The following is a 20,811-nucleotide window of genomic DNA, read 5'->3' as shown; positions in this document are numbered from 1 at the left end:
CCCTTTACCTCTGGTCGAAACTGGGCTCTGCCCTTGGAAGTTGGTTTTGGGATTGCTACAACGTTGAGACACCGTAGCCAATGGCCGAGGCGGGCAACGGGCGGATTTCGTCCTGTAGGAGAGCCGATGCGACTGACCTGTCCGAACTGCAATGCGCAGTACGAGGTAGATGAGAGCGTCATTCCCAAAGCTGGGCGCGACGTTCAGTGCTCTGCCTGTGGAAATACCTGGTTTCAATACCCCATGGAGGTCGCGCTGCAGATGCGCGCAGCCGAGATGGAGGAAGACGACGACGAGGATGGCCCCGACGACGAAGACAACGCGCGCCCGGTCGGCTCGACCATGGGCGAGCGCGCCGCGCCGCGCATCGACAAGACGGTGCTCGACGTGCTGCGCGAAGAGGCTGACCGCGAGATGGGCGAGCGCAAGCGCGCTCAGGGAGCCATCGAAACGCAGGGCGATCTGGGGCTGACACGGCCGACCCGCTCGAAAGCCGCGCCGTCGCGGGTGTTTGGCGAGGATGATCCAGCCCCCGCGACGACGGTGGCACCCGCCGGCGAAGAAGGGCCGGTCGAAGAAGAGAACATCAGCCGCCGCAACCTGCTGCCCGATATCGAAGAGCTGACCTCGACACTTGAGCCGGGCAGCGATCGTCGCAATGCCGATACGGCGTCTGATTCTGGCGTTTCCAGTGAAAGGCGCAGCTTTCGGCAGGGCGTGTCGCTGATTTCGCTGCTCGCGATTGCGTTGGTGGTCGTGTATCTGCTGGCACCGCTGATCGCCACAACCGTGCCTGCGCTGCGCGACCCCCTGGCAAGCTATGTCGGTGCGATTGACAGCGCCCGCATCGCAGTTGCCACCATGATGCGCGGGCTTTTCGGCGGCTAACGCCCCCATTGCCCCCAGAGCAGCACGACCCAAGCAACGCCCGCCGCCAGAGCGGTCAGCGCCACGGCGGCGCTGCCGCAGTCCTTGGCTTTGGCGGCGAGGGGGTGTCGGTCGGGTGAGACCATGTTCACCACGGTCTCGACAGCGGTGTTCATCAGTTCGACCGCCAGCAGCAAGATCCCCAGCGACAGGATCAGTGCGCGCTCAGCCGGGGTGAGCGGCAGCCAGAACGCCAGCGCCGCCGAGGCGATGTTGGCAAGGCTCCATTGTCGAAGCGATTTTTCGCTGGTCCAGGCCGCGGTCCAGCCGCGCCATGTCCACAGGCAGGTCCGCCCGATACGCAGCCCTTCGGCTGCCAGCCACGCCAACATCATCGCCCCCCGCTTCCTGACGCAAGCAGCCTAGGCTTAGTTGACAATACTGTGAAGCGGCCTCAGCCGTTCTGGCGGGCTTCCATCGCGTCGAGCCGGGCTTTGAGCGCCTCGTTCTCTTCGCGGGCCTTTTGCGCCATGGCGCGCACCGCGTCGAATTCTTCGCGCGTGACAAAGTCGCGGTCCGCAAGCCAGCGGTCCATCAGGCTTTTGACGGCGGTTTCGGCCTCGGTCCGGGCACCTTGGGCGACGCCCATGGCGTTGGTCATCAGCTTGGACAGGTCATCGAAAATTCGGTTGCCGGGCTGCATCGCGGGCTCCTCAACTGGGTTGTGACCTATATGGGATGGGCGTGCCCGATGCGCAAGGTTGACTTCCCCCGGCCCTCACGGGAAACCCAAGGGATCACAGCCAAGGGTTGCCATGCCGTTCGTCATCGAATTCCCGTCCTTTCTGCGCCCCGAGATCTTTTCGCTGGATCTGGGCGGGTTCCATCTGGCGCTGCGCTGGTACGCGCTGGCCTATATCGCCGGGTTTGTCATTGGCTGGCGGCTGATCGTCGCCGCCATGCGCCGCCCGGCGCTGTGGCCGGGCGACCGCGCGCCGATGACCGCCGAGCTGGTCGAGTCGCTGCTGACCTGGATCATTCTGGGCGTGATTCTGGGCGGGCGGCTGGGCTTTGTGCTGTTCTATCAGCCCGAATATTACCTCTCGCATCCGCTTGAGATCCTGAAGGTCTGGGAGGGCGGGATGTCCTTCCACGGCGGTCTGATTGGCGCCACGCTGGCCGGGTTCATCTTTGCGCGCCGCAACGGCGTGCCGGCCTCGGCGGTGGGGGATTCCATGGCGATGGTGATCCCGGTCGGGCTGGGGCTGGGGCGCTTGTCCAACTTCGCCAATGCCGAACTGTGGGGCCATCCCACCACCCTGCCGTGGGGTGTGATGTTCCCCGGTTCGGGCGGTGTCTGCCCGACCGACTGGATGCATGAATGCGCCCGCCATCCCACGCAACTGTATGAGGCGGGGATGGAAGGGTTGCTGCTGGGGCTGGTGCTGTGGTTCCTCGTCACCCGCCTGCACGCGCTGAAAAAGCCGTGGCTGGTTACGGGCGTATTTCTGGCGGGCTATGGTCTGGCGCGGATCATTGTCGAGTTCTGGCGCATGCCGGACGACCAGTTTCTTGCGGCGGACCCGGCGGGATATGTGGTGCGGCTGGGTGATTTCGGCCTGACCATGGGCCAGACGCTCAGCCTGCCGATGGTGCTGGCAGGGCTTGCGCTGATCGGAGTCGCGCAACGTCGGCGGGTGCCATGACCGCACTCGCGGACATCCTGACGCGCCGGATCGCGGCGACCGGGCCGATCACGCTGGCCGAGTATATGGCCGAGTGCCTGCTCAACCCGCAGCACGGCTATTACGCAACCCGCGACCCGCTGGGTGCCGCCGGTGATTTCACCACCGCGCCCGAGGTCAGCCAGATGTTCGGCGAGCTGATCGGGCTGTGTCTGGCGCAGTCGTGGCTGGATCAGGGCGCGCCTGAGGGCGTGCTGGTCGAGGCCGGACCGGGACGCGGCACGCTGATGGCCGACATCTGGCGCGCGACGCGCGGCGTGCCCGGCTTTCATCAGCGCATGACGGTGCATCTGGTCGAGGCCTCGCCCGTGCTGCGCGCGATGCAGGCGCAAGCGCTGGCCGGTGTGCCGGTCGAATGGCATGAGACGCTGGCCACCTTGCCCGACGCGCCGCTGTGGTTCGTCGCCAACGAATTCTTCGACGCCCTGCCAATCCGCCAGTTTCAGCGTTCAGGTGACGGCTGGCGTGAGGTGGTCGTGGGGGTGCAAGACGGCGCATTGACGGCGGGTCTGACCCCGGCTGCGCCACTGGCCGATCTGGCGCACCGGCTGGCCGATACGCAGGACGGCGACGTGGTGGAAACCCGCCCTTCGGCCCGCGCGTCGGTTGAGGCCGTGGTGCAGGTGATCGCCGCGCGCGGCGGGGCGGCGCTGATCATCGACTACGGCGACTGGCGCAGCACCGGCGACACGTTTCAGGCGCTGCGCGGGCACGCCTTTACCGACCCGTTCGCAGAGCCCGGCCTTGCCGACCTGACCGCCCATGTGGATTTCGAGGCGCTGGCGTTGGCCGCTGCCCCTCTCCAGCGCAGCGCGCTGACCGGGCAGGGGGCTTTGCTCTCGACGCTGGGAATTGAGGCACGCGCCGCCCGACTGGCCCAAGGTCTGACGGACGAGGCTCTGCGCCAGCACCTTGCCGCGCTTCGCCGCTTGACCGATGCCGCAGAAATGGGAACGTTGTTCAAAGCGCTCGCGCTGGTTGCGCCGGGCGCACCGATGCCGCCGGGATTTTCCCCGGCACAGGATACCGAGGCCGTAACATGACCATGGAGATCCTCACCTCAGATGCGCTGAGCGACGCGCGCCACGGGTTTTTCACCCGGCGCGGCGGCGCGTCGTCGGGGATTTTCTCGGGCCTCAATTGTGGCGCCGGATCGTCGGATCAGTCCGAGATCGTCGCCATCAACCGCAACCGGGTGGCCAGTGCCATGGCGGTGATGCCCTCGGCTCTGCTGGGTGTGCATCAGGTGCATTCCGCCAAGGTGGTCACCGTCACCACGGGCGGCCCGCAGGGCAAGGCCGACGCGATGGTCACCGATGTGCCGGGGTTGGCGCTGTCGATCCTGACCGCCGATTGCATGCCGGTTCTGCTGCTGGACACCACCGCGCAGGTGATCGGCGCGGTACATGCCGGGTGGCGCGGCGCGCTTGAGGGCGTGCTGGAAGCGACTCTCGATGCGATGGAAGCACTGGGCGCGGACCGGGGCGAGACCTCGGCCATCATCGGCCCCTGCATCAGCCAGCGCGCGTATGAGGTGGGGCCAGAATTCCTGCAGGCTTTCCTTGACGAAGATCCTGATAACGAATGGTTTTTCGCCAACGGCGAAGGGGATCGCTATCTTTTCGATCTGCCCGGTTTCGGCCTGAAACGCCTGCGCGACGCGGGCGTCGGTCATGCCGAATGGACCCGGCACTGCACCTATTCCGACCCGCGCCTGTTCTATTCCTATCGGCGCTCGGTCCATGCCGGTGAGGCGGACTATGGCCGCCTGATCTCGGCCATCCGGCTTTAGTCTCGGAAATTCCCGCCCCCAGCCGCGCGCGGGCCGCGATCGTGCCCCATTCCGCCGCCAGAGTCAGCGCTGGAACGACGCGCCTAAGAGCGTCGACAGGCAAGGATATGCACGATGGTCAAGACCCCCTCCCGCTGGACCCAATGGGTCATTTCCGAGAGCGCCAATCCGCGCATCCCGATGCCCTGGGCACTGCGCCGTCAACGCCGCAAGGTCGCGAAACCGGTCTTCGCCTGAGCGGTGTCAGACCTGCCGCCGCGCTGCAAGGGCGGCGGAAATCGTCCCGTCATCGAGATAGTCCAGCTCGCCCCCCATCGGCAGACCCCGCGCCAGCGCGCTGACGGTCACGCCGCTGGGGGCCAGCGCCTCGGCGATATAATGCGCCGTGGTCTGGCCCTCAACCGTGGCGTTGAGCGCCAGAATCACCTCACGCAGGTCTTCGCTCTCGATCCGGGCGACCAACTGCGGGATGCGCAGAACGTCCGGCCCCACCGATTCCAGCGCTGACAGTGTCCCGCCGAGCACATGGTACCGGCCCTTGAAACCGCCTGCGCGCTCCAGCGCCCACAGATCGCTGACATCCTCGACCACGCAAACCACGCCCGTTGCCCGCCGGTTGTCGGCGCAGATCGGGCAGATGTCATAGTCCGAGATATTGCCGCAGCTCCGGCAATCGCGCGCCGTCGCGGCGACCCGCGCCAACGCCTGCGCCAGCGGGTCCATCACCACGGCACGCTTCTTGAGCATATGCAGCACCGCCCGGCGGGCCGAGCGCGGCCCAAGCCCGGGCAACCGCGCCATCAGCGCGATCAGCGCCTCGATCTCGCCGGGCGCCTGCGCCATTTACAGACCCGGCAGGTTCATGTCGCGGGGCAGGCCCATCGATTCCGCCAGATTGCCCATCTCGTATTTGCTGCGCTCCTGCGCGCGGCTCTGCGCATCCTTGATCGCGGCAAGGATCAGATCCTCGACCACTTCCTTGTCCTCGGCATTGAAGATCGACGGATCAATGGTGAGGCCGCTCAGCACGCCCTTGCCATTCGCGGTCGCCTTGACCAGCCCGGCCCCGGATTCGCCGGTCACCTCGATGGTGTCCAGCTTCGTCTGGAGATCGGCCATCTTCTCCTGCATTTCCTGCGCGGCTTTCATCATCTTGCCCATATCACCAAGACCGCCGAGTCCGCCCAACCCTTTCAGCATCGTTCTTCTCCTGCATTCTGAAGTTGCCCGAAAGATAGGGACGCGCGGGCAGAGCCGCAAGGCGGGGTCAGTCCTCGAACGGATCCCATTCGTCCTCGACCTCGGGCAGGGCGGCCTCGGCCACCTCCAATGCGGTCTCGACGGGGGGCAGGAAGGCGGCGATCTGGGCCTTGGGGAAGGCGGCGAAGATCGCCTGCACCAGCGGGTCGTGGCGGGCCTGCGCCTCGCGCTCGGCCTTTTCGGCGTCCTGCACTTCGGAGATGGTCTTGCCGCCGCCCTGCGCGATGCTCACCCCCCAGCGCGCGCCGGTCCAGCCCTGCAACCGCCCGGCAAGGCGCGAGGCAAAATCGCGTGAGGCGTTGCCGGTCGGCTCGAACTCGATCCGGCCGGGCGAGTAGCGCACCAGCCGCAGATTTGTTTCCACCTCATGCAGCAGGTGGATGTCGCGGCGCTCCTCGATCAGCGCGACGACGCTGTCAAACGTCGCATAGCGCACCAGCGGGGACACATCGCCCGCCAGCGCCGCCTGCGCGCCGCCACTACCGCCACCCGAGGGCATCGCACTGCGGCCCATCGCCTGCGCGCCGCCACCGTCACCGCGCCCCATCGGCGCACCGCCACCCGTCGGCGCGGGCGGTGGCGGGCTGTCTTGCAGCCGCTTGATCAACTCATCGGGCGTCGGCAGTTCGGCCACATGGGTCATGCGGATCACCGCCATCTCGGCGGCCATCATGCTGTTGGGGGCCTGCCCGACCTCTTCCAGCGCCTTGAGCAGCATCTGCCACATCCGCGCCAGCACCCGCAGATCCATCCGCGCCGCCAGATCGACGCCGCGCGTGCGCTCGTCGGGGCTGACGGTGGGGTCTTCGGCGGCGGCGGGGGTAACCTTGATGACCGAAACCCAATGCGTGATCTCGGCCAGATCGCGCAGCACGGCGACCGGGTCGGCCCCGTCGGCGTATTGCGCGGCAAGTTCCTCAAGCGCCGAGGCTGCATCCCCGCGCAGGATCGCCTCGAACAGGTCCATCACCCGGCCCCGGTCGGCCAGCCCGAGCATCGCGCGCACCTGATCCGCGCCAGTCTCGCCCGCGCCATGGCTGATCGCCTGATCCAGCAGCGACATCGCGTCACGTACCGATCCCTCGGCCGCCCGCGCGATCAGCGCCAGCGCGTCCTCGGCGACGGAAGCACCCTCTTTGCCCGCGATCTTCTGCAGATGGGCGATCATCACCTCGGGCTCGATTCGCCGCAGATCGAAGCGCTGGCAGCGGCTCAGAACCGTCACCGGCACCTTGCGGATCTCGGTCGTGGCGAAGATGAATTTTACATGGGGCGGCGGCTCTTCCAGCGTTTTCAACAGCGCGTTGAACGCGCTGTTGGACAGCATGTGCACTTCGTCGATGATGTAGATCTTGTAGCGCGCCGAGGCGGCGCGGTAGGCCACCGAGTCGATCAGCTCGCGGATGTCGCCCACGCCGGTGCGGCTGGCGGCGTCCATCTCCATCACGTCAACATGCCGCCCTTCGGCAATCGCCTTGCACGAATCGCACACCCCGCACGGCTCGGTCGTCGGCCCGCCGTTGCCATCCGGCCCGGTGCAGTTCAGCCCCTTGGCGATGATCCGCGCCGTCGTCGTCTTGCCGGTGCCCCGGATGCCCGTCATCACGAACGCATGGTGAATGCGGTCCGCCGCGAAGGCGTTCTTGAGCGTGCGCACCATCGCCTCTTGCCCGATCAGATCGGCAAAGGTCTCGGGGCGGTATTTGCGGGCAAGAACCTGATAGGTCTGGGTCATCGGCATCCTTTCGCGCAGAGACTAGGCAGCGCAAAGGGCGAGGTCCAGCCCCGCCCCCTCTTTGCTCTTCAAATATCCTCGGGGGGTGAATTGGCCGTCAGGCCAAGAGGGGGGCGGAAAGCCCCCTTACCCGCTCACCTTCATCACGATCTTGCCGATATGCTCCGAGGTTTCCATCCGCGCATGCGCCAGCGCCGCGTCTTCCATGGCGAATTCGCTGTCGATGATCGGGGCGATCCGCCCGGTCGCCAGCAGCGGCCAGACCTCGCGCTCCAGCGATTCCGCGATCCGGGCCTTGGCGACGACGGATTGGGGCCGCAGGGTCGAGCCGGTGATGGTCAGCCGCCGCATCATCAGCTGCGCGAAGTTCAGCTCGACCTTGGGGCCGGTCAGAAAGGCGATCTGCACCAGACGCCCGTCGTCGGCCAGCGCGTTGACGTTGCGCGGCAGATAGCTGCCGCCGACCATGTCGAGGATCAGGTTCGCGCCACCCTCGGCCTTCAGCACCTCGACGAAATTAGCCTCGCGGTAGTTGATCGCGACCTCTGCCCCCAGCTCGGTGCACGCCGCGCATTTCTCGGCATTACCCGCCGTCGCGAAGACCCGCGCCCCGCGGGCTGCGGCCAGCTGGATCGCCGTCGTGCCAATGCCCGAGCTGCCGCCATGCACCAGAAACCGCTCACCCGCCTGCAACCGGCCGCGGTCGAAGACGTTGGTCCAGACGGTGAAATACGTCTCGGGCAGACAGGCCGCCGCGCGCAGGTCCATGCCCTCGGGCACCGGCAGCGCATGGGCGGCGGGGGTGGTGACGTATTCGGCATAGCCGCCGCCCGGCAGCAAGGCGCAGACCTTGTCGCCGATGTGCCAGCGGCTGACGCCCGGCCCGATCTCGGCCACCACGCCCGAGCATTCCAGCCCCGGCAGATCAGACGCGCCCGGCGGCGGGGCATAAGAGCCCGCGCGTTGCAGCGTGTCGGGGCGGTTCACGCCAGCATAGGCGACACGGATGACGATTTCGCCTTCGCCCGGCACCGGTACGGCGCGCTCGGCGGTGACCAGAACTTCGGGCCCGCCGGGCTTGGAAATCTCGATCACGCGCATGGTGTGGGATTGGGGCATGGCTCTCTCCGGCTGATTCGGGCGCAGCATAGCCAAGGCAGGCGGTGGCGGAAATAGCCGGGGTAGGGTGTGCGCTTGCGCGCACCATCCGTCGGCTGTGGTCAGCGCGACAGCGCCCAGTCCCAATACATCTGCCGCACGCGCGACCCCACCGGCGTCTGCGCAAACACCCGGTCGTCCAGCGCCGCGACCGGCATCACCTTGGCGATATTGCCGGTGACAAAGATCTCGTCGGCACTCTGGAAATCCTCAACCCGCAGCGCGCATTCCACCACCTCGACGCCATTGTCGCGCATCAGCCCGATCACCCGCTGCCGGGTCAGCCCGTTCAGGAACATGCCGTTCGGCACCGGGGTAAACACCACCCCGTCGCGCACCAGAAACACGTTGGTCGAGGCCGTCTCGGCCACATTCCCCTCAACGTCCTTCGACAGCGCATTCGAGAAGCCGCGCTTGCGCGCTTCGGCCATGATCCGCCCATTATTGGCATAGAGCGACGCGGCCTTGGCCTCGGTCAGTGCCATGTCCGGGCGGGGGCGGGTGTAGGGTGAGACGGTCAGGGTAAACGCGCCCGGCTGGGGCATCGGCATCGATTCGATACACAGCGCGAATCCCGTCGATTCTGGCACCAGATCAATCACCCCGGGCGTGCTTTCGCAGGCCCACATCATCGGGCGCAGATAGAGCGCGGCGTCGGGCCGGAACATCTTGCAGCCCTCTTCCAGCAGCCCCTGCACCGTCTCTGCGGTGACCGGCGCGATCATCCCCATGGCTTGCGCCGAGCGGATGATGCGGGCGCTATGCAGGTCCAGATCCGGGCGCACGCCCTCGAACTGCCTTGCGCCGTCGAACACGCCCGAACCCAGCCAAGCCGCGTGATCGCCCGCGCGGATCACCGGCACGTTGCCCGCGTGCCATTTGCCTTCAAACCAGGTTGCGAGTTCGGTTCCGACTGCCATGTTCAGGCCCTCCCAGAGCGTGCAAGGGATTTACCCTTGGGGCAGGGCAGGCGTCAACTGGGCGCGTAACAAAGTTGCGCGATTGCGCAATATTATTACTGTGTGCCGCCCGGCATCGGCCCCGTTGCTTGCGGCTTTTTCAGGCTTTCCAGCAGCCGGAAGGGCAGGCCAACGGTCGCATTCAGCACCGGCGAGGCTTTGATCTTTGCCTTGGTCTGCTCGAACTGCATCACATTCTCGATCCGCCGGTCAAGGAAACTCCACGTTTCCTGCTGCCCCTCGCTGTCATCGCCCAGCCAGAACAGCACGGTCGAGGAATGCACTGCCGACAGGATCGCGCGCTTGGAATACCAGTTGCCGTCTTCGCTGGTGTCACCCAGCGCGGTCCAGATCGCGTCCGCGGTGGCCCAGACGGCGCGGGCGGCTTGAGGGGCGTTTTGCGGCAGCGACAGCAGCGTGGCCGCGCGGCGCACGGCTTCGCGGTCGGCGTTCTCCAGCCGCAGGCGGATCGCCAGCGCGATCTTTTCGCGGAAACGCAGGGCGGTCAGATCCTGCTCGGCCAATGCCGCCAGCATCTGCACATCGCCCCGGCGGTGATAGGCCAGCGCCAGATCGACCCCGGCGCGCGGGAAAAGCGCCTTGGCCAGCGCCGGGTCGAGCCCGGTATCGCGCGCGGCGGCGGCGAGCGTGGCCTCGGACCAGCCGTCAAAGGCAACATGCACGAGGGCTGCATCAAGCAGGCGGTCGGCTGCGGACTGGGTCATCGGGGCCTCGCTTTCTGGGGTTGCCCGGAATGTAGGCCGAAACCCCAAGGCGTCCAAGCCCGAAGGGCCGCAAGGTCAGCGGATCATGGCCGATCCGGGCAGGGTGAGCACAAACTCGGCACCATAGGCCGTCGACGGTGTCTGATAGCCAATCGGTGCATCGCCCTGCATCACCCGCGCGCCGATCTCGGCCATGCTGAGCGCGGTCAGCTGATAGGCCTCGGCGGTGCGCAGGCGCAGCTCGACCACCATACCCTCGGCATTCACCACCCGGCCGTAAACCAGCGCATGACCTTCGGCCCGCGCATGAGCGTCGGGGCCGTCGGGCAGGTTGGCCAGCGCCTTCTCGACCCGGCCCTTGCCCCAGGACGAGGTCAGGAACTTGCGCAGCAGCCACGGCGCGGTGACCAGTTTGCGGGAGTCGGGCGGCAGGACCATGAAGGCCTCGATCTCGGCAATGCCGGTCGAATGCCACGCCGTCACGATGTCGCCCCAGCTGACCGCGCGGGCCTTGACCGGGCCGTCGCCGAAATCGATCCGCGCCTCACGCCGGCCGCGCCGGGGGGCCAGTTCGCCCTTGCGCCGCACCAGGGGCGCATCGGCAAGGTAGGCCGCCGAGGTCCGCATCGTCCCGCGCGACGCCCCTCCTGTGGTCGAGAACGCCAGCGTCAGCTTTGTCGCATCCGGCAACCGGGCCTTGAGCATGGCGGCGATGCAATCGGTCGGCACCACATCGAACCCGCCGCCCGACATCAGCATGATCCCAGTCGCGCGCGCTGCGGCGTCCGCCTCGGCGCTGGCTTGCAACACCTCAACTTCGCCGGTGATGTCGATGTAATGCGTCCCCGTCGCCAGACAGGCCGCGCGCATCGGCGCTGCCGTGTCGCGGAACGGACCAGCGCAATGCAGCACCGCCGCCGCGCGCTTGGTCAGCCCGCGCAGCCCGGCGGCATCGCCCAGAGCCACCGCGACCCGATGACAATTCATCGATTCCGCCACCGATTGCAGCCGCGCGCCGTTGCGCCCGGCAAGGATCGGGTGCAGTCCGCGGGCCACCAGCGCCTCGGCCACCAGCTTGCCGGTGTAGCCATACGCCCCGTACACCACCAGTTCCCGCGCCATAAATAGGGCTCCCTGCGATCAGGCGTTCCGTCTTTCAGGGGCGGGGTGCCACAAAGCTTCGGTGCCGACCCTTGGTGCCTCCCGGTCGGTGCGCAGCGTCGTGGCCGATCCCCCCACCGTCAGCCAGTAGCAAATCTTTGCCGCGGGCCTGACGGCTGTCAAGCAAAGCCACTCAGCCCCGGCGATCCCCCGCCGCGCAGAGAATCAGCGTGGACAAACGCTGCGGCCCTTGTTAAGGCAGCGCGTCCTGCACTTTACGAAACTCAAACCTAGAAAGGTGGTGAAAACCACATGCAGGTATCGGTTCGCGACAACAACGTCGAACAGGCTCTCCGCGCCCTGAAGAAAAAACTTCAGCGTGAAGGTGTGTTTCGGGAAATGAAGCTCAAGCAGCATTTCGAGAAACCCTCCGTCAAGAAAGCCCGTGAGCAAGCTGAAGCTATCCGTCGTGCGCGCAAACTCGCGCGCAAGAAGGCACAGCGCGAAGGCATGCTCTGAACTGCTTCGCCCCTTTGGGGGTGATGGACATAGAGAACCCCCAGACCCTTGCGGTCCGGGGGTTTTTCTTTGACCCAAGCGCCGGGCTGGCCGACAAAGGCCCAAACCAGCCGGAAGTCCTATGACCGACCCTTCACACCCGCGCGTTCTGATCGTTGCCGACAATGCCTCGGCCCGGTTCGGCGGCGAAGCCATCTTGCCGCTCAAGTATTTCACCCTGCTGGCCCGGCGCGGGCGCGATGTGCGGCTGATCACGCATGAGCGCAACCGCGCAGGGCTTGAGGATCTGGCCCCCGATCTGGCCGACCGTATCACCTATTCCCCCGACACCGCCCTGCACCGCTGGCTCTGGCGCATCGGCGCGCGGTTTCCCGGCGCGATCCGCGACCATCTGTTCGGCAATCTGATGGGTTTGGCGACGGGGCTGCAGCAGCGGCGGCTGGCGCGCGGGCTGATCGCGGCGGGGCAGGTGGATCTGGTGCATCAGCCGATCCCGGTGTCCCCCGCCGCGCCGTCGCTGTTGCACCGGCTGGGGGTGCCGGTGGTGATCGGGCCGATGAACGGAGGGATGTCGTATCCGCCGGGGTATGAGGATTTCGAGGGCCGCGCCTCGCGCCTGTTCGTGGTGGTGGGGCGACCTCTGGCCGGGCTGGTGAACCGGCTGATCCCCGGCAAACGCCGCGCGGCGCTGCTCTTGGTGGCGAATCAGCGGACGGCGCAGGCGCTGCCGTTGTCGGGACCGCCGGTGGTCGAACTGGTCGAGAACGCTGTGGATTTCAGCCTGTGGCCGCAGCCCGTGGATGCCCCGCGCGGTGAGGGCCCGCTGAGGCTGGTGTTCATGGGGCGGCTGATCCGGTTGAAGGCGCTGGACAGTGTCCTGACGGCGCTGATCCAGACGGCCAAGCCGGTGACACTGGATGTTCTGGGCGACGGACCCGAGCGCGCCGCGCTCGAGGCGCAGACCCGCGCCCTTGGCCTGGCCGGGCGCGTCACCTTCCACGGCTTCCTGCCGCAAACCGCCTGTGCGGCGCATCTGGCCGCAGCAGACGCGCTGATCCTGCCCAGCCTGCGCGAATGCGGCGGGGCGGTGGTGCTGGAAGCGATGGCAATGGGCCGCGCGGTGATCGCCAGCGACTGGGGCGGGCCGGCGGATTATCTGGATCCGACCTGCGGCATCCTTGTGCCGCCCGCGCCGCGTGAGGGGTTTGCGCAGCGGCTCACCATGGCCATCGACATTCTGGCCTCTGACCCCGCGCAGGCCCGTGCCATGGGGCAAGCGGGCGAGGCCAAGGTGCGCAGCGATTACGACTGGCAGAAAAAGATCGACACGATCGAGGCGCTCTACATCCGCGCGCTGTCCTGATCGTCGTTGCGAAACAGCCAGCCGCCCATCACCATTCCGGCCAAGGCGCCGATCACCTGCGCCGCCCAGAACCCCGGCAGATCAACCGGACGGATGCCCGCGAATGTATCCGAGAACCCGCGCGCCAGAGCCACGGCAGGGTTGGCAAAACTGGTCGAGGCGGTGAACCAATAGGCCGCCGTGATCCACAGCGCGACGACAATCGCCACATTCGCCTGCGCCCTGATCGCCCCCAGGATCGACAGGATCAGACCAAAGGTCGCCACGCCTTCGGCCAGCCATTGCGCGCCGCCGGTGCGGATATGGGTCGAGGCTTGCAGCACCGGCTGTTCGAACATCAGATGCGCCAGCCAGCTGCCCGCTACCCCGCCCACGCACTGCGCGGCGACCATGGCGACGGCGGTGGTCACGGCCACCTCGCCACGCAGGGTGAAAACCAGCGTCACCGCAGGGTTGAAATGCGCGCCTGAGATGGGCCCGAGCACCGTGATCAACATCACCAGCGCCGCTGCCGTGGCGATGGTATTGGCCAACAGCGCCAGCGCGACGTCGCCGGTCAGCGTTTCGGCCATGATGCCCGAGCCGACAACGGCAGCGACCAGAAGCAGGGTGCCGAGCGCCTCGGCGGTCAGCATCCGCGCGTTCATTGCAGCGCGCCGATGGCTTTGAGCTGCGCGTCATAGTCGGCTGCTGCGGGGTCCAGCGCCACCAGCGCCGCCATCCGCCGGGCGATCACGCCATACGCATCCGCGAAGGCCGCCGCCTTCTCGGCGTCCGATCCGCTGACGGCGGCCGGGTCTGGCAGGCCCCAATGCGCCCGCTTGGGCGCGCCGGGCCAGTAGGGGCATTCCTCAGCCGCGGCGGAATCGCAGACGGTAATCACCAGATCCAGCGCGGGCGCGCCCTCAACCGCGAACTCGTCCCAGCTTTTCGAGCGGGCAAAGCCGGGGTCGATGCCCTCGGCCCTCAGCTGCGCCAGGGCAAACGGGTTGGGGGCGCCCGTCGGCTTTGACCCCGCAGAATAGGCAGTGAAGCGCCCGCCGCCCAGCGCGTTCAACGCGCCCTCGGCCATGATCGAGCGGGCCGAATTGCCGGTGCAAAGGATCAGAACATGGGTCATCGCAAGCTCCTGCTGTGTCGCTCGCGCTTAGGCCCGCTGCGTGACGGTTTCATGACAATCCGGCGTTACAGGTCCAACGCCGTCGTCTTGACCACCGTGCGCAGCGCAAAAGACGACTGCATCTGCGCCACGCCGGGCAGGCGGGCCAGATACTGCCGGTGAATGCGCGCGAAATCCTCGGTATCCTCGACCACCAGTTTCAGTAAGTAATCCGCGCTGCCCGCCATCAGGTGACATTCCAGCACATCGGGGATCTTGGCCACGGCCTTTTCGAATCCGTCGAGCAGTTCGTCCGACTGGCCGTTAAGCGTGATCTCGACAAACACCGTCGTCGGCTTGCCGATCTTGCGCGGATCGACCAGCGCGACATAGCCCGCAATGAAGCCGTCGGTTTCCAGCCGCTGCACACGCCTGTGGCAGGCCGAGGGCGACAACACGATCTGCTCGGCCAGCTCGGCGTTGGACATGCGCCCTTCACGCTGAAGCGTTCTCAGGATGCGGCGGTCTGTAGCGTCTAGCTGCATTGCAGCGCAACTTTCATCGAAGGGTTGGTGTAAATGTCGAAGCTTCTTGCGCGATCTTTCCTTGTCTCGCCGAAAAAATCAAGCACCTGTCAGTCCCGATGCGCGACCCTGAGCGCACAAGCAACAGGAGAGCACGATGCTGATCGGATGCCCCCGGGAAATCAAGCCACAGGAATTTCGCGTCGGGATCACCCCCGCCGCCGCGCATGAGGCCGTCGCAGCGGGCCACCGTGTGATCATCGAGACCGGCGCGGGGCTGGGGTCTGGCTATAGCGACGACGACTACCGCGCCGCCGGGGCCGGGATCGTCGACACCGCCGCCGAGATCTTCGCCACGGCGGAAATGGTGGTCAAGGTCAAGGAACCGCAGCCTGTCGAGCGCAAGCAGTTGCGCGAAGGCCAGCTATTGTTCACCTACCTGCACCTCGCGCCCGACGCCGCGCAGACCCGCGACCTGCTCGACAGCGGCGTCACCGCCATCGCTTATGAGACGGTCACCGACCGCAACGGCGGGCTGCCGCTTCTGGCGCCGATGTCCGAGGTCGCGGGCCGTCTGGCCCCGCAGGTCGGCGCTTGGTCGCTGCAAAAGGCCAATGGCGGGCGCGGCGTGCTGTTGGGCGGCGTGCCGGGTGTGCGTCCGGCCAATGTGGTCATCGTCGGCGGCGGGGTCGTCGGCACGGCGGCGGCGCGGGTCGCGGTGGGGATGGGGGCGAATGTGACGGTGCTCGACCGCTCGATCCCGCGGATGTCCTATCTCGATGACATCTTTCAGGGCCGCCTGACCACGCAATACTCCAGCGCCGCCGGTCTGGCCGATCTGCTGCCCGTCGCGGATATGATCATCGGCGCGGTGCTGATCCCCGGTGCCGCCGCGCCCAAACTGGTCAGCCGTGCGCAGCTCTCAGCCATGAAGCCCGGCGCGGTGCTGGTCGATGTGGCGATTGATCAGGGCGGCTGCTTTGAGACCTCGCATGCCACCACCCACGCCGACCCGATTTATGAGGTGGACGGCGTGCTGCACTATTGCGTCGCCAACATGCCGGGCGCCGTCGCGCGCACCTCGACGCAGGCGCTGGGCAACGCGACGCTGCCGTTCCTGATGGCGCTGGCCAACAAGGGCTGGCGTCTGGCCTGCTCAGAGGATGCGCATCTGATGGCAGGCCTCAACACCCACGCGGGGCACCTGACCTACGCCGCTGTCGGCAAGGCGCTCGACCTGCCGGTCATGGACCCGCGCGAGGCGCTCCGGGTCTGAAGCGCAGTCAGCGCGGACCCTTCTCACGCCAGCCCGTTCATCTTGCCCCAAATACGCACGGGGGTTTCCAAAGGGGGCGCGTGCGCCCCCTTTGGCGCGGGGAGCGCGAGGGGGCGCGCAGCCCCCTCGCTACCTCGGTGCCGCCGCGCGCCGCAGCCGGTCGTTCACCGCGCGGCCCAAGCCCACCTCAGGCAGCGGCGCAAAAGCGATGCGCCCGCCGGGTCCGGCCAGTGCATCGGCCTCGTGCAGGGCGTGGAACAGGCGGGCGGCGGCTTCCGTCGTGTCGCCTGCCTCACTCAGCGTCAGCGATGCGCCTGGGCAGGGGCCAAAGCCGACCCAGACCTCACCGGCCTCCGGCGATACGACCCCCAGCCGCACCCGCCCGCGCGGCGCGTAATGGGAGGCCAGCTGCCCCGGCGCGGTGATCGCGCCACCCGTCACCGTCCCCACACGCAGCCCCAGCGCCTCGACCGCCTCCACCGCCAGCCCGCCCGCGCGCAGCAGCACCGGGGCATCGCCGGTGGCATCCAGAATCGTCGACTCCAGCCCCACCGCGCAGGCCCCGCCATCGACTACCCCATCGATCCGACCGCTCAATCCGTCCAGCACATGCTGCGCCGTTACCGGGCTGATCCGCCCCGACGGGTTGGCCGAAGGCGCGGCCAGCGGCCCGCCGAAGGCTTCCAGCAACGCGCGCGCCACCGGGTGCGCGGGCACGCGCACTGCCACGGTCTCCAACCCCGCCGTCACCAGCGGTGAAAGCCCGCCATCCAATCGCAGCGGTAACACCAGCGTCAAAGGGCCGGGCCAGAACGCTGCCGCCAGCTGTTCAGCCAGCGGCGTCAGTACCGCATAGCGCGACACCAGCGCCACATCCGGTACATGCACGATCAGCGGATTGAACCGCGGCCGCCCCTTGGCGGCAAAGATCCCGGCAACCGCATGGTCCTGCGTCGCGTCGCCGCCCAGCCCGTAAACCGTCTCGGTCGGAAAGGCGACCAGCCCGCCCGCGCGCAGCAGCGCGGCGGCCCGGGTCAGGCCCGGCGCATCGGCGGTCAGAAGGCGGGTCTCGGGCATGGCGGGGCGGCCTCGGGTGACGCTGCGTTTTGATTTCTGCGGGTAGCGAAAGGCGCTGAACTGGGGCAATACAACCCTCGACCGGGCTTGCCAAGCAGCCCTTCTTTCACTGGTCCCGCGCGTCAGCCACGGAGATAGCCAATGCCCTACACCTCACCCGTCGCCGAAACCCGTTTCCTGCTCGACAAGGTTCTGGGCTACGACCGTCTCGCCCAGACCGACCTCTTTGCCGAGGCTGGTGCCGACGTGACCGATGCCATTCTGACCGAAGTCGGCCGTCTGTGTGACGAGGTGCTGGCCCCCCTGAACCGTGGCGGCGATCTGACGCCTGCCAAGCTGGAAAACGGCGTCGTGCGCAGCTCGCCGGGTTTCAAGGACGGCTACAAGGCGATTGCCGAGGGCGGCTGGGTCGGCCTCTCTGCCTCGCCCGAGCATGGCGGCATGGGGCTGCCGCTGACGCTGAACACCGCCGTGTTCGAGATGATGGCCGGGGCCTGCCTGTCGCTGCAACTCTGCCCGCTGCTGAGCCAAGGCCAGATCGAAGCGCTGGATCACCATGCCAGCGACACCCTCAAGGCGCTGTATCTGCCCAAGCTGATCTCGGGCGAATGGACCGGCACGATGAACCTGACCGAGCCGCAGGCCGGTTCCGACGTCGGCGCGCTGCGCACCAAGGCCGAGGATAACGGCGACGGCAGCTATGCGATCACCGGGCAGAAAATCTTCATCACCTGGGGCGATCATGACGTGGCCGAGAACGTCTGCCATCTGGTGCTGGCCCGTCTGCCCGATGGCGCGCCCGGCACGCGGGGCATCAGCCTGTTCATGGTGCCCAAGCTGATCCCCGACGCCGCCGGCAACCCCGGCGAGCGCAACAGCCTGCGCGTGGTCTCGCTGGAGCACAAGCTGGGCATCCACGGCTCGCCCACCTGCGTGATGAGCTTTGAAGGCGCGCAGGGCTGGATGGTCGGCAAGCCGAATGGCGGCATGGCAGCGATGTTCACCATGATGAACAACGCCCGTCTGGGCGTCGGCGCGCAGGGCATCGGTGTGGCCGAAGCCGCCTATCAGCACGCGCTGGCCTATGCCAAGGACCGCAAGCAGGGCCGCACGCCGCTGGGCGACGGCGCGATCATCGATCACGCCGACGTGCGCCGCATGCTGGCGGTGATGAAGGCCGAGATCTTCGCCGCCCGTGCCATTGCATTGGATTGCGGCATGGCTATCGACATGGCCAAAGCCACCGGCAAGGACAGCTGGAACGCCCGCGCCGCGCTGCTGACCCCGATTGCCAAGGCGCAAGGCACGGATATTGGCTGCGAAGTCGCCTCGCTGGGCGTGCAGATCCACGGCGGCATGGGCTTTATTGAGGAAACGGGGGCGGCGCAGTACCTGCGCGATGCCCGGATCACGCCGATCTATGAGGGCACCAACGGCATTCAGGCGATGGATCTGGTGGGCCGCAAGATGATGGACGGCGGCGAAGCGGCCTTCCGGCTGCTGCAAGAGGTCGAGGATACCGCCGAGGCTGCGCGCGCCAAAGCGCCCGAACTGGCCCACAAGGTCTGGGATGCGGCTGAAACCCTGCGCGAGGCGACCGAATGGCTGGTTGCGCAGGATCCGGGCGACCGCAACGCCGGGGCGACCGCCTTCCTGCGCGCCTTTGCCCGCATTCTGGGCGCGCATTACCACCTCAAGGCCGCGCTGGCCGATCCTGACGGGCCGCGCGCCCGGCTTGCCACCGTCTTCATCGACCGTATTCTGCCCGAGCACGAATCGCTCCTGGTGCAGGCCCGCGCCGGGGCCGAGCAGCTCTATGCTCTGAGTGCCGAAGATCTGGAAAGCGCATGACCCAAACCACTGCCCCGCGTCCACAAGACCCCGGTATCCGCTTTCCGCATGAAGAGCCGCCCTCGCCGGGTGAGGCGATCACGGTGGCGCCGGGCGTGCTGTGGATGCGGTTGCCGCTGCCGATGCAGCTCGACCACGTCAACGTCTATGCGCTGGATGATGGCGACGGCTGGACGGTGATCGACACCGGCTTTGGTGGTGGGAAATCGAAAGAGGCATGGCTGGGGCTGATCGCTGGTCCGCTGCAGGGCCGACCGATCCGTCGCGTGGTGGTAACGCATCACCACCCCGACCACATCGGGCTGGCAGGCTGGATGCAGACCGACCACGGGGCCGAGTTGGTGACCACCCGCACCTCATGGCTGTTCGCGCGCATGCTGCTTCTGGATGTGCACGACCGCCCGGTGCCCGAGACCGTTGCCTATTGGCGCAGTGCGGGTGTGGACGAGGCCGAGATCGCGCGGCGGATGGAAGAAAACCCCTTCAATTTCAAGGATGTCGTGTCCTATCTGCCGCTGGGCTACACCCGCGTGGCTGAGGGTGATGAGATCACGATGGGCGGCCGCCGCTGGCGTGTGCGTTGCGACAACGGCCACGCGCCGGAACATGCGACCTTCTGGAGTCTGGACGACGATCTGGTGATCGGTGGCGATCAGTTGCTGCCCGGGATCAGCGCCAATCTGGGTGTTTACGCGACCGAGCCCGACGCCGATCCGGTCGGCGAATGGATGGAAAGCTGCACCCGTCTGGCGCAATTCGCCGAGGAGCGGCATTTCGTGCTGCCGGGCCACAAGCTGCCCTTCACCGGCCTGCCGCTGCGCCTGCGCCAGATGGTCGAGAACCATGTCGGTGCGCTGAACCGGCTGGAAGATTTCCTGACCGAGCCCAAAACCGCCGCGCAATGCTTTCTGCCGCTCTTCAAGCGCGAGATCACCGGTGCGTCGGCGGGCATGGCGCTGGTCGAGGCGGTCGCGCACCTGAACCACTTGCTGCGCCATGGCCGCGTGCGCCGCTGGCGTGATGACCCGCAGGGCGCGTGGTTGTGGCAGGCGGTAGGCTAAGCCTCGGGCTTCAGGCGCAAATAGCGCCGGGCCAGCGTTAGCACCTCTTCCATAAATGCCGCATCGTCCAGCCGCGCAATCGACGCGACACGCTGGCTGGCGTCCGAGCGCGCAAAGAGCATCGCGCCCAACTGGTCGATGAAGAACCCCACCGCCTGCTCGGGCTCAGGGTGGCCGATGTCGTCGCGGCGCGTCAGGATACGGTCGCGCAAGGCACGGCGTCCGTCCGCCTGCAGTTCCGCCACATGGGCGCGCAGGTCTGGCTGATCGGCGATGACCGCTGTCACGGCGGCCTTGGCGTTGCCCGCCTGCACCTTCACGCTGAGCATGATCTCGACATAGCCGCGCAGCAGTTCGAGCACCGTTGCCCCCTCCCACAACGCCGGGTCCGAGGCGCGGCGGGTGAAATCGGCATACTCCTGCGTCATGCGGTGAAAGAGCGCGTAGTAGAGCGCCTTCTTGTCCTTGAAGTGGTGATAGACCGTCCCGACCGAGCACTGCGCGCGCTGGGCTATATCGGCGATCGAGGTCGCGTCGGGCCCTTTTTCCACGATCAGGGCCTCAGCCGCGTCCATCAACGCGGTCTGTGTCCGCTCGCTGCGGGTCTGCTGGCTGGGGCGGCGCCAGTGCAGGTCTGAAAGCCATCGATCTTTGGTCATGGGGCCCTGAAACTGAATTTCTATTCGGCTTTCTTGACAG

General features: G+C 67.1%; 24 protein-coding genes. 10 read left to right on the top strand and 14 right to left on the bottom strand.

Annotation, left to right across the window (positions count from 1 at the left end; genetic code table 11):
• Nucleotides 1-126: 126 nt before the first annotated feature.
• A complete protein-coding gene (locus EAE28_RS06945; protein ID WP_127105102.1) occupies nucleotides 127-888 on the top strand; it encodes a zinc-ribbon domain-containing protein in 762 nt (253 codons plus the stop codon).
• Here EAE28_RS06945 and EAE28_RS06940 read toward each other — a convergent pair.
• Nucleotides 885-1,262 (bottom strand): diacylglycerol kinase, encoded by a 378-nt coding sequence (locus EAE28_RS06940; RefSeq protein WP_246022298.1) that lies wholly within the window; start codon nucleotides 1,260-1,262, stop codon nucleotides 885-887. The two genes, EAE28_RS06945 and EAE28_RS06940, sit on opposite strands and share 4 nt — an antisense overlap.
• A gap of 59 nt (nucleotides 1,263-1,321) precedes the next feature.
• Nucleotides 1,322-1,570 (bottom strand): accessory factor UbiK family protein, encoded by a 249-nt coding sequence (locus tag EAE28_RS06935; protein WP_127105101.1) that lies wholly within the window; start codon nucleotides 1,568-1,570, stop codon nucleotides 1,322-1,324.
• Between the two features lie 112 nt (nucleotides 1,571-1,682).
• Here EAE28_RS06935 and lgt point away from each other — a divergent pair, with 112 nt between their 5' ends.
• The 4 genes from lgt (at nucleotide 1,683) to EAE28_RS24330 (ending at nucleotide 4,641) form a co-directional block, all read left to right on the top strand.
• Entirely contained in the window at nucleotides 1,683-2,573 is an 891-nt protein-coding gene (gene lgt, locus EAE28_RS06930; protein WP_127105100.1) for a prolipoprotein diacylglyceryl transferase, read from the top strand.
• A complete protein-coding gene (locus EAE28_RS06925) occupies nucleotides 2,570-3,655 on the top strand; it encodes a class I SAM-dependent methyltransferase (protein ID WP_127105099.1) in 1,086 nt (361 codons plus the stop codon). The genes lgt and EAE28_RS06925 overlap by 4 nt, the downstream gene beginning before the upstream one ends.
• Nucleotides 3,652-4,404, top strand: coding sequence for a peptidoglycan editing factor PgeF (gene pgeF / locus EAE28_RS06920; RefSeq protein WP_127105098.1), 753 nt, complete (start codon nucleotides 3,652-3,654; stop codon nucleotides 4,402-4,404). The genes EAE28_RS06925 and pgeF overlap by 4 nt, the downstream gene beginning before the upstream one ends.
• Nucleotides 4,405-4,518: 114 nt before the next feature.
• Nucleotides 4,519-4,641, top strand: a complete 123-nt coding sequence (locus EAE28_RS24330; protein ID WP_281279584.1) for a hypothetical protein — start codon at nucleotides 4,519-4,521, stop codon at nucleotides 4,639-4,641.
• A 6-nt stretch (nucleotides 4,642-4,647) separates the two neighbouring features.
• Here EAE28_RS24330 and recR read toward each other — a convergent pair whose 3' ends face one another.
• The 7 genes from recR to EAE28_RS06885 form a co-directional block, all read right to left on the bottom strand.
• Nucleotides 4,648-5,247 (bottom strand): recombination mediator RecR, encoded by a 600-nt coding sequence (recR, locus tag EAE28_RS06915; protein WP_127105097.1) that lies wholly within the window; start codon nucleotides 5,245-5,247, stop codon nucleotides 4,648-4,650.
• Nucleotides 5,248-5,604 (bottom strand): YbaB/EbfC family nucleoid-associated protein, encoded by a 357-nt coding sequence (locus EAE28_RS06910; protein ID WP_127105096.1) that lies wholly within the window; start codon nucleotides 5,602-5,604, stop codon nucleotides 5,248-5,250.
• A 67-nt stretch (nucleotides 5,605-5,671) separates the two neighbouring features.
• Entirely contained in the window at nucleotides 5,672-7,399 is a 1,728-nt protein-coding gene (locus EAE28_RS06905; protein WP_246022297.1) for a DNA polymerase III subunit gamma/tau, read from the bottom strand.
• A 126-nt stretch (nucleotides 7,400-7,525) separates the two neighbouring features.
• On the bottom strand, nucleotides 7,526-8,518 hold the full coding sequence (locus EAE28_RS06900) for an NAD(P)H-quinone oxidoreductase (protein ID WP_127105094.1): 993 nt from the start codon (nucleotides 8,516-8,518) through the stop codon (nucleotides 7,526-7,528).
• Between the two features lie 101 nt (nucleotides 8,519-8,619).
• Nucleotides 8,620-9,477: a branched-chain amino acid aminotransferase gene (locus EAE28_RS06895; RefSeq protein WP_127105093.1), complete on the bottom strand. Its 858-nt coding sequence runs from the start codon at nucleotides 9,475-9,477 to the stop codon at nucleotides 8,620-8,622.
• Nucleotides 9,478-9,572: 95 nt separating this feature from the next.
• On the bottom strand, nucleotides 9,573-10,241 hold the full coding sequence (locus EAE28_RS06890; RefSeq protein ID WP_127105092.1) for a COQ9 family protein: 669 nt from the start codon (nucleotides 10,239-10,241) through the stop codon (nucleotides 9,573-9,575).
• A gap of 75 nt (nucleotides 10,242-10,316) precedes the next feature.
• A complete protein-coding gene (locus EAE28_RS06885; RefSeq protein WP_127105091.1) occupies nucleotides 10,317-11,363 on the bottom strand; it encodes a saccharopine dehydrogenase family protein in 1,047 nt (348 codons plus the stop codon).
• A 291-nt stretch (nucleotides 11,364-11,654) separates the two neighbouring features.
• Between EAE28_RS06885 and rpsU the strand changes: the two genes are divergently transcribed.
• Both rpsU and EAE28_RS06875 read left to right on the top strand, forming a co-directional pair.
• On the top strand, nucleotides 11,655-11,861 hold the full coding sequence (rpsU, locus tag EAE28_RS06880) for a 30S ribosomal protein S21 (RefSeq protein ID WP_068305413.1): 207 nt from the start codon (nucleotides 11,655-11,657) through the stop codon (nucleotides 11,859-11,861).
• 121 nt (nucleotides 11,862-11,982) lie between these two features.
• Complete coding sequence (locus tag EAE28_RS06875; RefSeq protein ID WP_127105090.1) at nucleotides 11,983-13,224, top strand: glycosyltransferase family 4 protein; 1,242 nt, start codon at nucleotides 11,983-11,985, stop codon at nucleotides 13,222-13,224.
• On the opposite strand, the gene EAE28_RS06870 is transcribed toward EAE28_RS06875, so the two are convergent.
• From EAE28_RS06870 to EAE28_RS06860, 3 genes are all read right to left on the bottom strand, one after another.
• Nucleotides 13,203-13,871: an aquaporin gene (locus EAE28_RS06870; protein WP_127105089.1), complete on the bottom strand. Its 669-nt coding sequence runs from the start codon at nucleotides 13,869-13,871 to the stop codon at nucleotides 13,203-13,205. The two genes, EAE28_RS06875 and EAE28_RS06870, sit on opposite strands and share 22 nt — an antisense overlap.
• Nucleotides 13,868-14,344, bottom strand: a complete 477-nt coding sequence (locus EAE28_RS06865) for an arsenate reductase ArsC (RefSeq protein WP_127105088.1) — start codon at nucleotides 14,342-14,344, stop codon at nucleotides 13,868-13,870. Before EAE28_RS06865 ends, EAE28_RS06870 begins: the two co-directional genes overlap by 4 nt.
• Nucleotides 14,345-14,409: 65 nt before the next feature.
• Entirely contained in the window at nucleotides 14,410-14,868 is a 459-nt protein-coding gene (locus tag EAE28_RS06860) for an Lrp/AsnC family transcriptional regulator (protein ID WP_127105087.1), read from the bottom strand.
• A 136-nt stretch (nucleotides 14,869-15,004) separates the two neighbouring features.
• Between EAE28_RS06860 and ald the strand changes: the two genes are divergently transcribed.
• Nucleotides 15,005-16,123, top strand: a complete 1,119-nt coding sequence (gene ald / locus EAE28_RS06855) for an alanine dehydrogenase (protein WP_127105086.1) — start codon at nucleotides 15,005-15,007, stop codon at nucleotides 16,121-16,123.
• A 129-nt stretch (nucleotides 16,124-16,252) separates the two neighbouring features.
• Here the strand turns inward: ald and EAE28_RS06850 are convergent, their stop codons facing one another.
• Nucleotides 16,253-17,200, bottom strand: coding sequence for an L-threonylcarbamoyladenylate synthase (locus tag EAE28_RS06850; RefSeq protein ID WP_127105085.1), 948 nt, complete (start codon nucleotides 17,198-17,200; stop codon nucleotides 16,253-16,255).
• 141 nt (nucleotides 17,201-17,341) lie between these two features.
• Here EAE28_RS06850 and EAE28_RS06845 point away from each other — a divergent pair, with 141 nt between their 5' ends.
• Nucleotides 17,342-19,051 carry an acyl-CoA dehydrogenase gene (locus EAE28_RS06845; protein WP_127105084.1) on the top strand — a complete coding sequence of 570 codons (1,710 nt, stop codon included), beginning with the start codon at nucleotides 17,342-17,344 and terminating at the stop codon, nucleotides 19,049-19,051.
• Complete coding sequence (locus EAE28_RS06840; protein WP_127105083.1) at nucleotides 19,048-20,112, top strand: MBL fold metallo-hydrolase; 1,065 nt, start codon at nucleotides 19,048-19,050, stop codon at nucleotides 20,110-20,112. Before EAE28_RS06845 ends, EAE28_RS06840 begins: the two co-directional genes overlap by 4 nt.
• Here the strand turns inward: EAE28_RS06840 and EAE28_RS06835 are convergent.
• On the bottom strand, nucleotides 20,109-20,771 hold the full coding sequence (locus EAE28_RS06835; RefSeq protein WP_127105082.1) for a TetR/AcrR family transcriptional regulator: 663 nt from the start codon (nucleotides 20,769-20,771) through the stop codon (nucleotides 20,109-20,111). The two genes, EAE28_RS06840 and EAE28_RS06835, sit on opposite strands and share 4 nt — an antisense overlap.
• Nucleotides 20,772-20,811 lie beyond the last annotated feature (40 nt).

The organism is Pararhodobacter zhoushanensis (genome assembly GCF_003990445.1).
Taxonomy (GTDB): Bacteria; Pseudomonadota; Alphaproteobacteria; order Rhodobacterales; family Rhodobacteraceae; genus Pararhodobacter; species Pararhodobacter zhoushanensis.
Note: the sequence above shows the minus strand (reverse complement) of the source record. Positions and strands in the feature narration are given on the sequence as shown.

Excerpts from the sequence above, each read along its gene's own strand:
- EAE28_RS06945 (WP_127105102.1), top strand. The coding sequence starts at position 127 with ATGCGACTGACCTGTCCGAACTGCAATGCGCAGTACGAGGTAGATGAG.
- EAE28_RS06940 (WP_246022298.1), bottom strand. The coding sequence starts at position 1,262 with ATGATGTTGGCGTGGCTGGCAGCCGAAGGGCTGCGTATCGGGCGGACC.
- EAE28_RS06935 (WP_127105101.1), bottom strand. The coding sequence starts at position 1,570 with ATGCAGCCCGGCAACCGAATTTTCGATGACCTGTCCAAGCTGATGACC.
- lgt (WP_127105100.1), top strand. The coding sequence starts at position 1,683 with ATGCCGTTCGTCATCGAATTCCCGTCCTTTCTGCGCCCCGAGATCTTT.
- EAE28_RS06925 (WP_127105099.1), top strand. The coding sequence starts at position 2,570 with ATGACCGCACTCGCGGACATCCTGACGCGCCGGATCGCGGCGACCGGG.
- pgeF (WP_127105098.1), top strand. The coding sequence starts at position 3,652 with ATGACCATGGAGATCCTCACCTCAGATGCGCTGAGCGACGCGCGCCAC.
- EAE28_RS24330 (WP_281279584.1), top strand. The coding sequence starts at position 4,519 with ATGGTCAAGACCCCCTCCCGCTGGACCCAATGGGTCATTTCCGAGAGC.
- recR (WP_127105097.1), bottom strand. The coding sequence starts at position 5,247 with ATGGCGCAGGCGCCCGGCGAGATCGAGGCGCTGATCGCGCTGATGGCG.
- EAE28_RS06910 (WP_127105096.1), bottom strand. The coding sequence starts at position 5,604 with ATGCTGAAAGGGTTGGGCGGACTCGGCGGTCTTGGTGATATGGGCAAG.
- EAE28_RS06905 (WP_246022297.1), bottom strand. The coding sequence starts at position 7,399 with ATGACCCAGACCTATCAGGTTCTTGCCCGCAAATACCGCCCCGAGACC.
- EAE28_RS06900 (WP_127105094.1), bottom strand. The coding sequence starts at position 8,518 with ATGCCCCAATCCCACACCATGCGCGTGATCGAGATTTCCAAGCCCGGC.
- EAE28_RS06895 (WP_127105093.1), bottom strand. The coding sequence starts at position 9,477 with ATGGCAGTCGGAACCGAACTCGCAACCTGGTTTGAAGGCAAATGGCAC.
- EAE28_RS06890 (WP_127105092.1), bottom strand. The coding sequence starts at position 10,241 with ATGACCCAGTCCGCAGCCGACCGCCTGCTTGATGCAGCCCTCGTGCAT.
- EAE28_RS06885 (WP_127105091.1), bottom strand. The coding sequence starts at position 11,363 with ATGGCGCGGGAACTGGTGGTGTACGGGGCGTATGGCTACACCGGCAAG.
- rpsU (WP_068305413.1), top strand. The coding sequence starts at position 11,655 with ATGCAGGTATCGGTTCGCGACAACAACGTCGAACAGGCTCTCCGCGCC.
- EAE28_RS06875 (WP_127105090.1), top strand. The coding sequence starts at position 11,983 with ATGACCGACCCTTCACACCCGCGCGTTCTGATCGTTGCCGACAATGCC.
- EAE28_RS06870 (WP_127105089.1), bottom strand. The coding sequence starts at position 13,871 with ATGAACGCGCGGATGCTGACCGCCGAGGCGCTCGGCACCCTGCTTCTG.
- EAE28_RS06865 (WP_127105088.1), bottom strand. The coding sequence starts at position 14,344 with ATGACCCATGTTCTGATCCTTTGCACCGGCAATTCGGCCCGCTCGATC.
- EAE28_RS06860 (WP_127105087.1), bottom strand. The coding sequence starts at position 14,868 with ATGCAGCTAGACGCTACAGACCGCCGCATCCTGAGAACGCTTCAGCGT.
- ald (WP_127105086.1), top strand. The coding sequence starts at position 15,005 with ATGCTGATCGGATGCCCCCGGGAAATCAAGCCACAGGAATTTCGCGTC.
- EAE28_RS06850 (WP_127105085.1), bottom strand. The coding sequence starts at position 17,200 with ATGCCCGAGACCCGCCTTCTGACCGCCGATGCGCCGGGCCTGACCCGG.
- EAE28_RS06845 (WP_127105084.1), top strand. The coding sequence starts at position 17,342 with ATGCCCTACACCTCACCCGTCGCCGAAACCCGTTTCCTGCTCGACAAG.
- EAE28_RS06840 (WP_127105083.1), top strand. The coding sequence starts at position 19,048 with ATGACCCAAACCACTGCCCCGCGTCCACAAGACCCCGGTATCCGCTTT.
- EAE28_RS06835 (WP_127105082.1), bottom strand. The coding sequence starts at position 20,771 with ATGACCAAAGATCGATGGCTTTCAGACCTGCACTGGCGCCGCCCCAGC.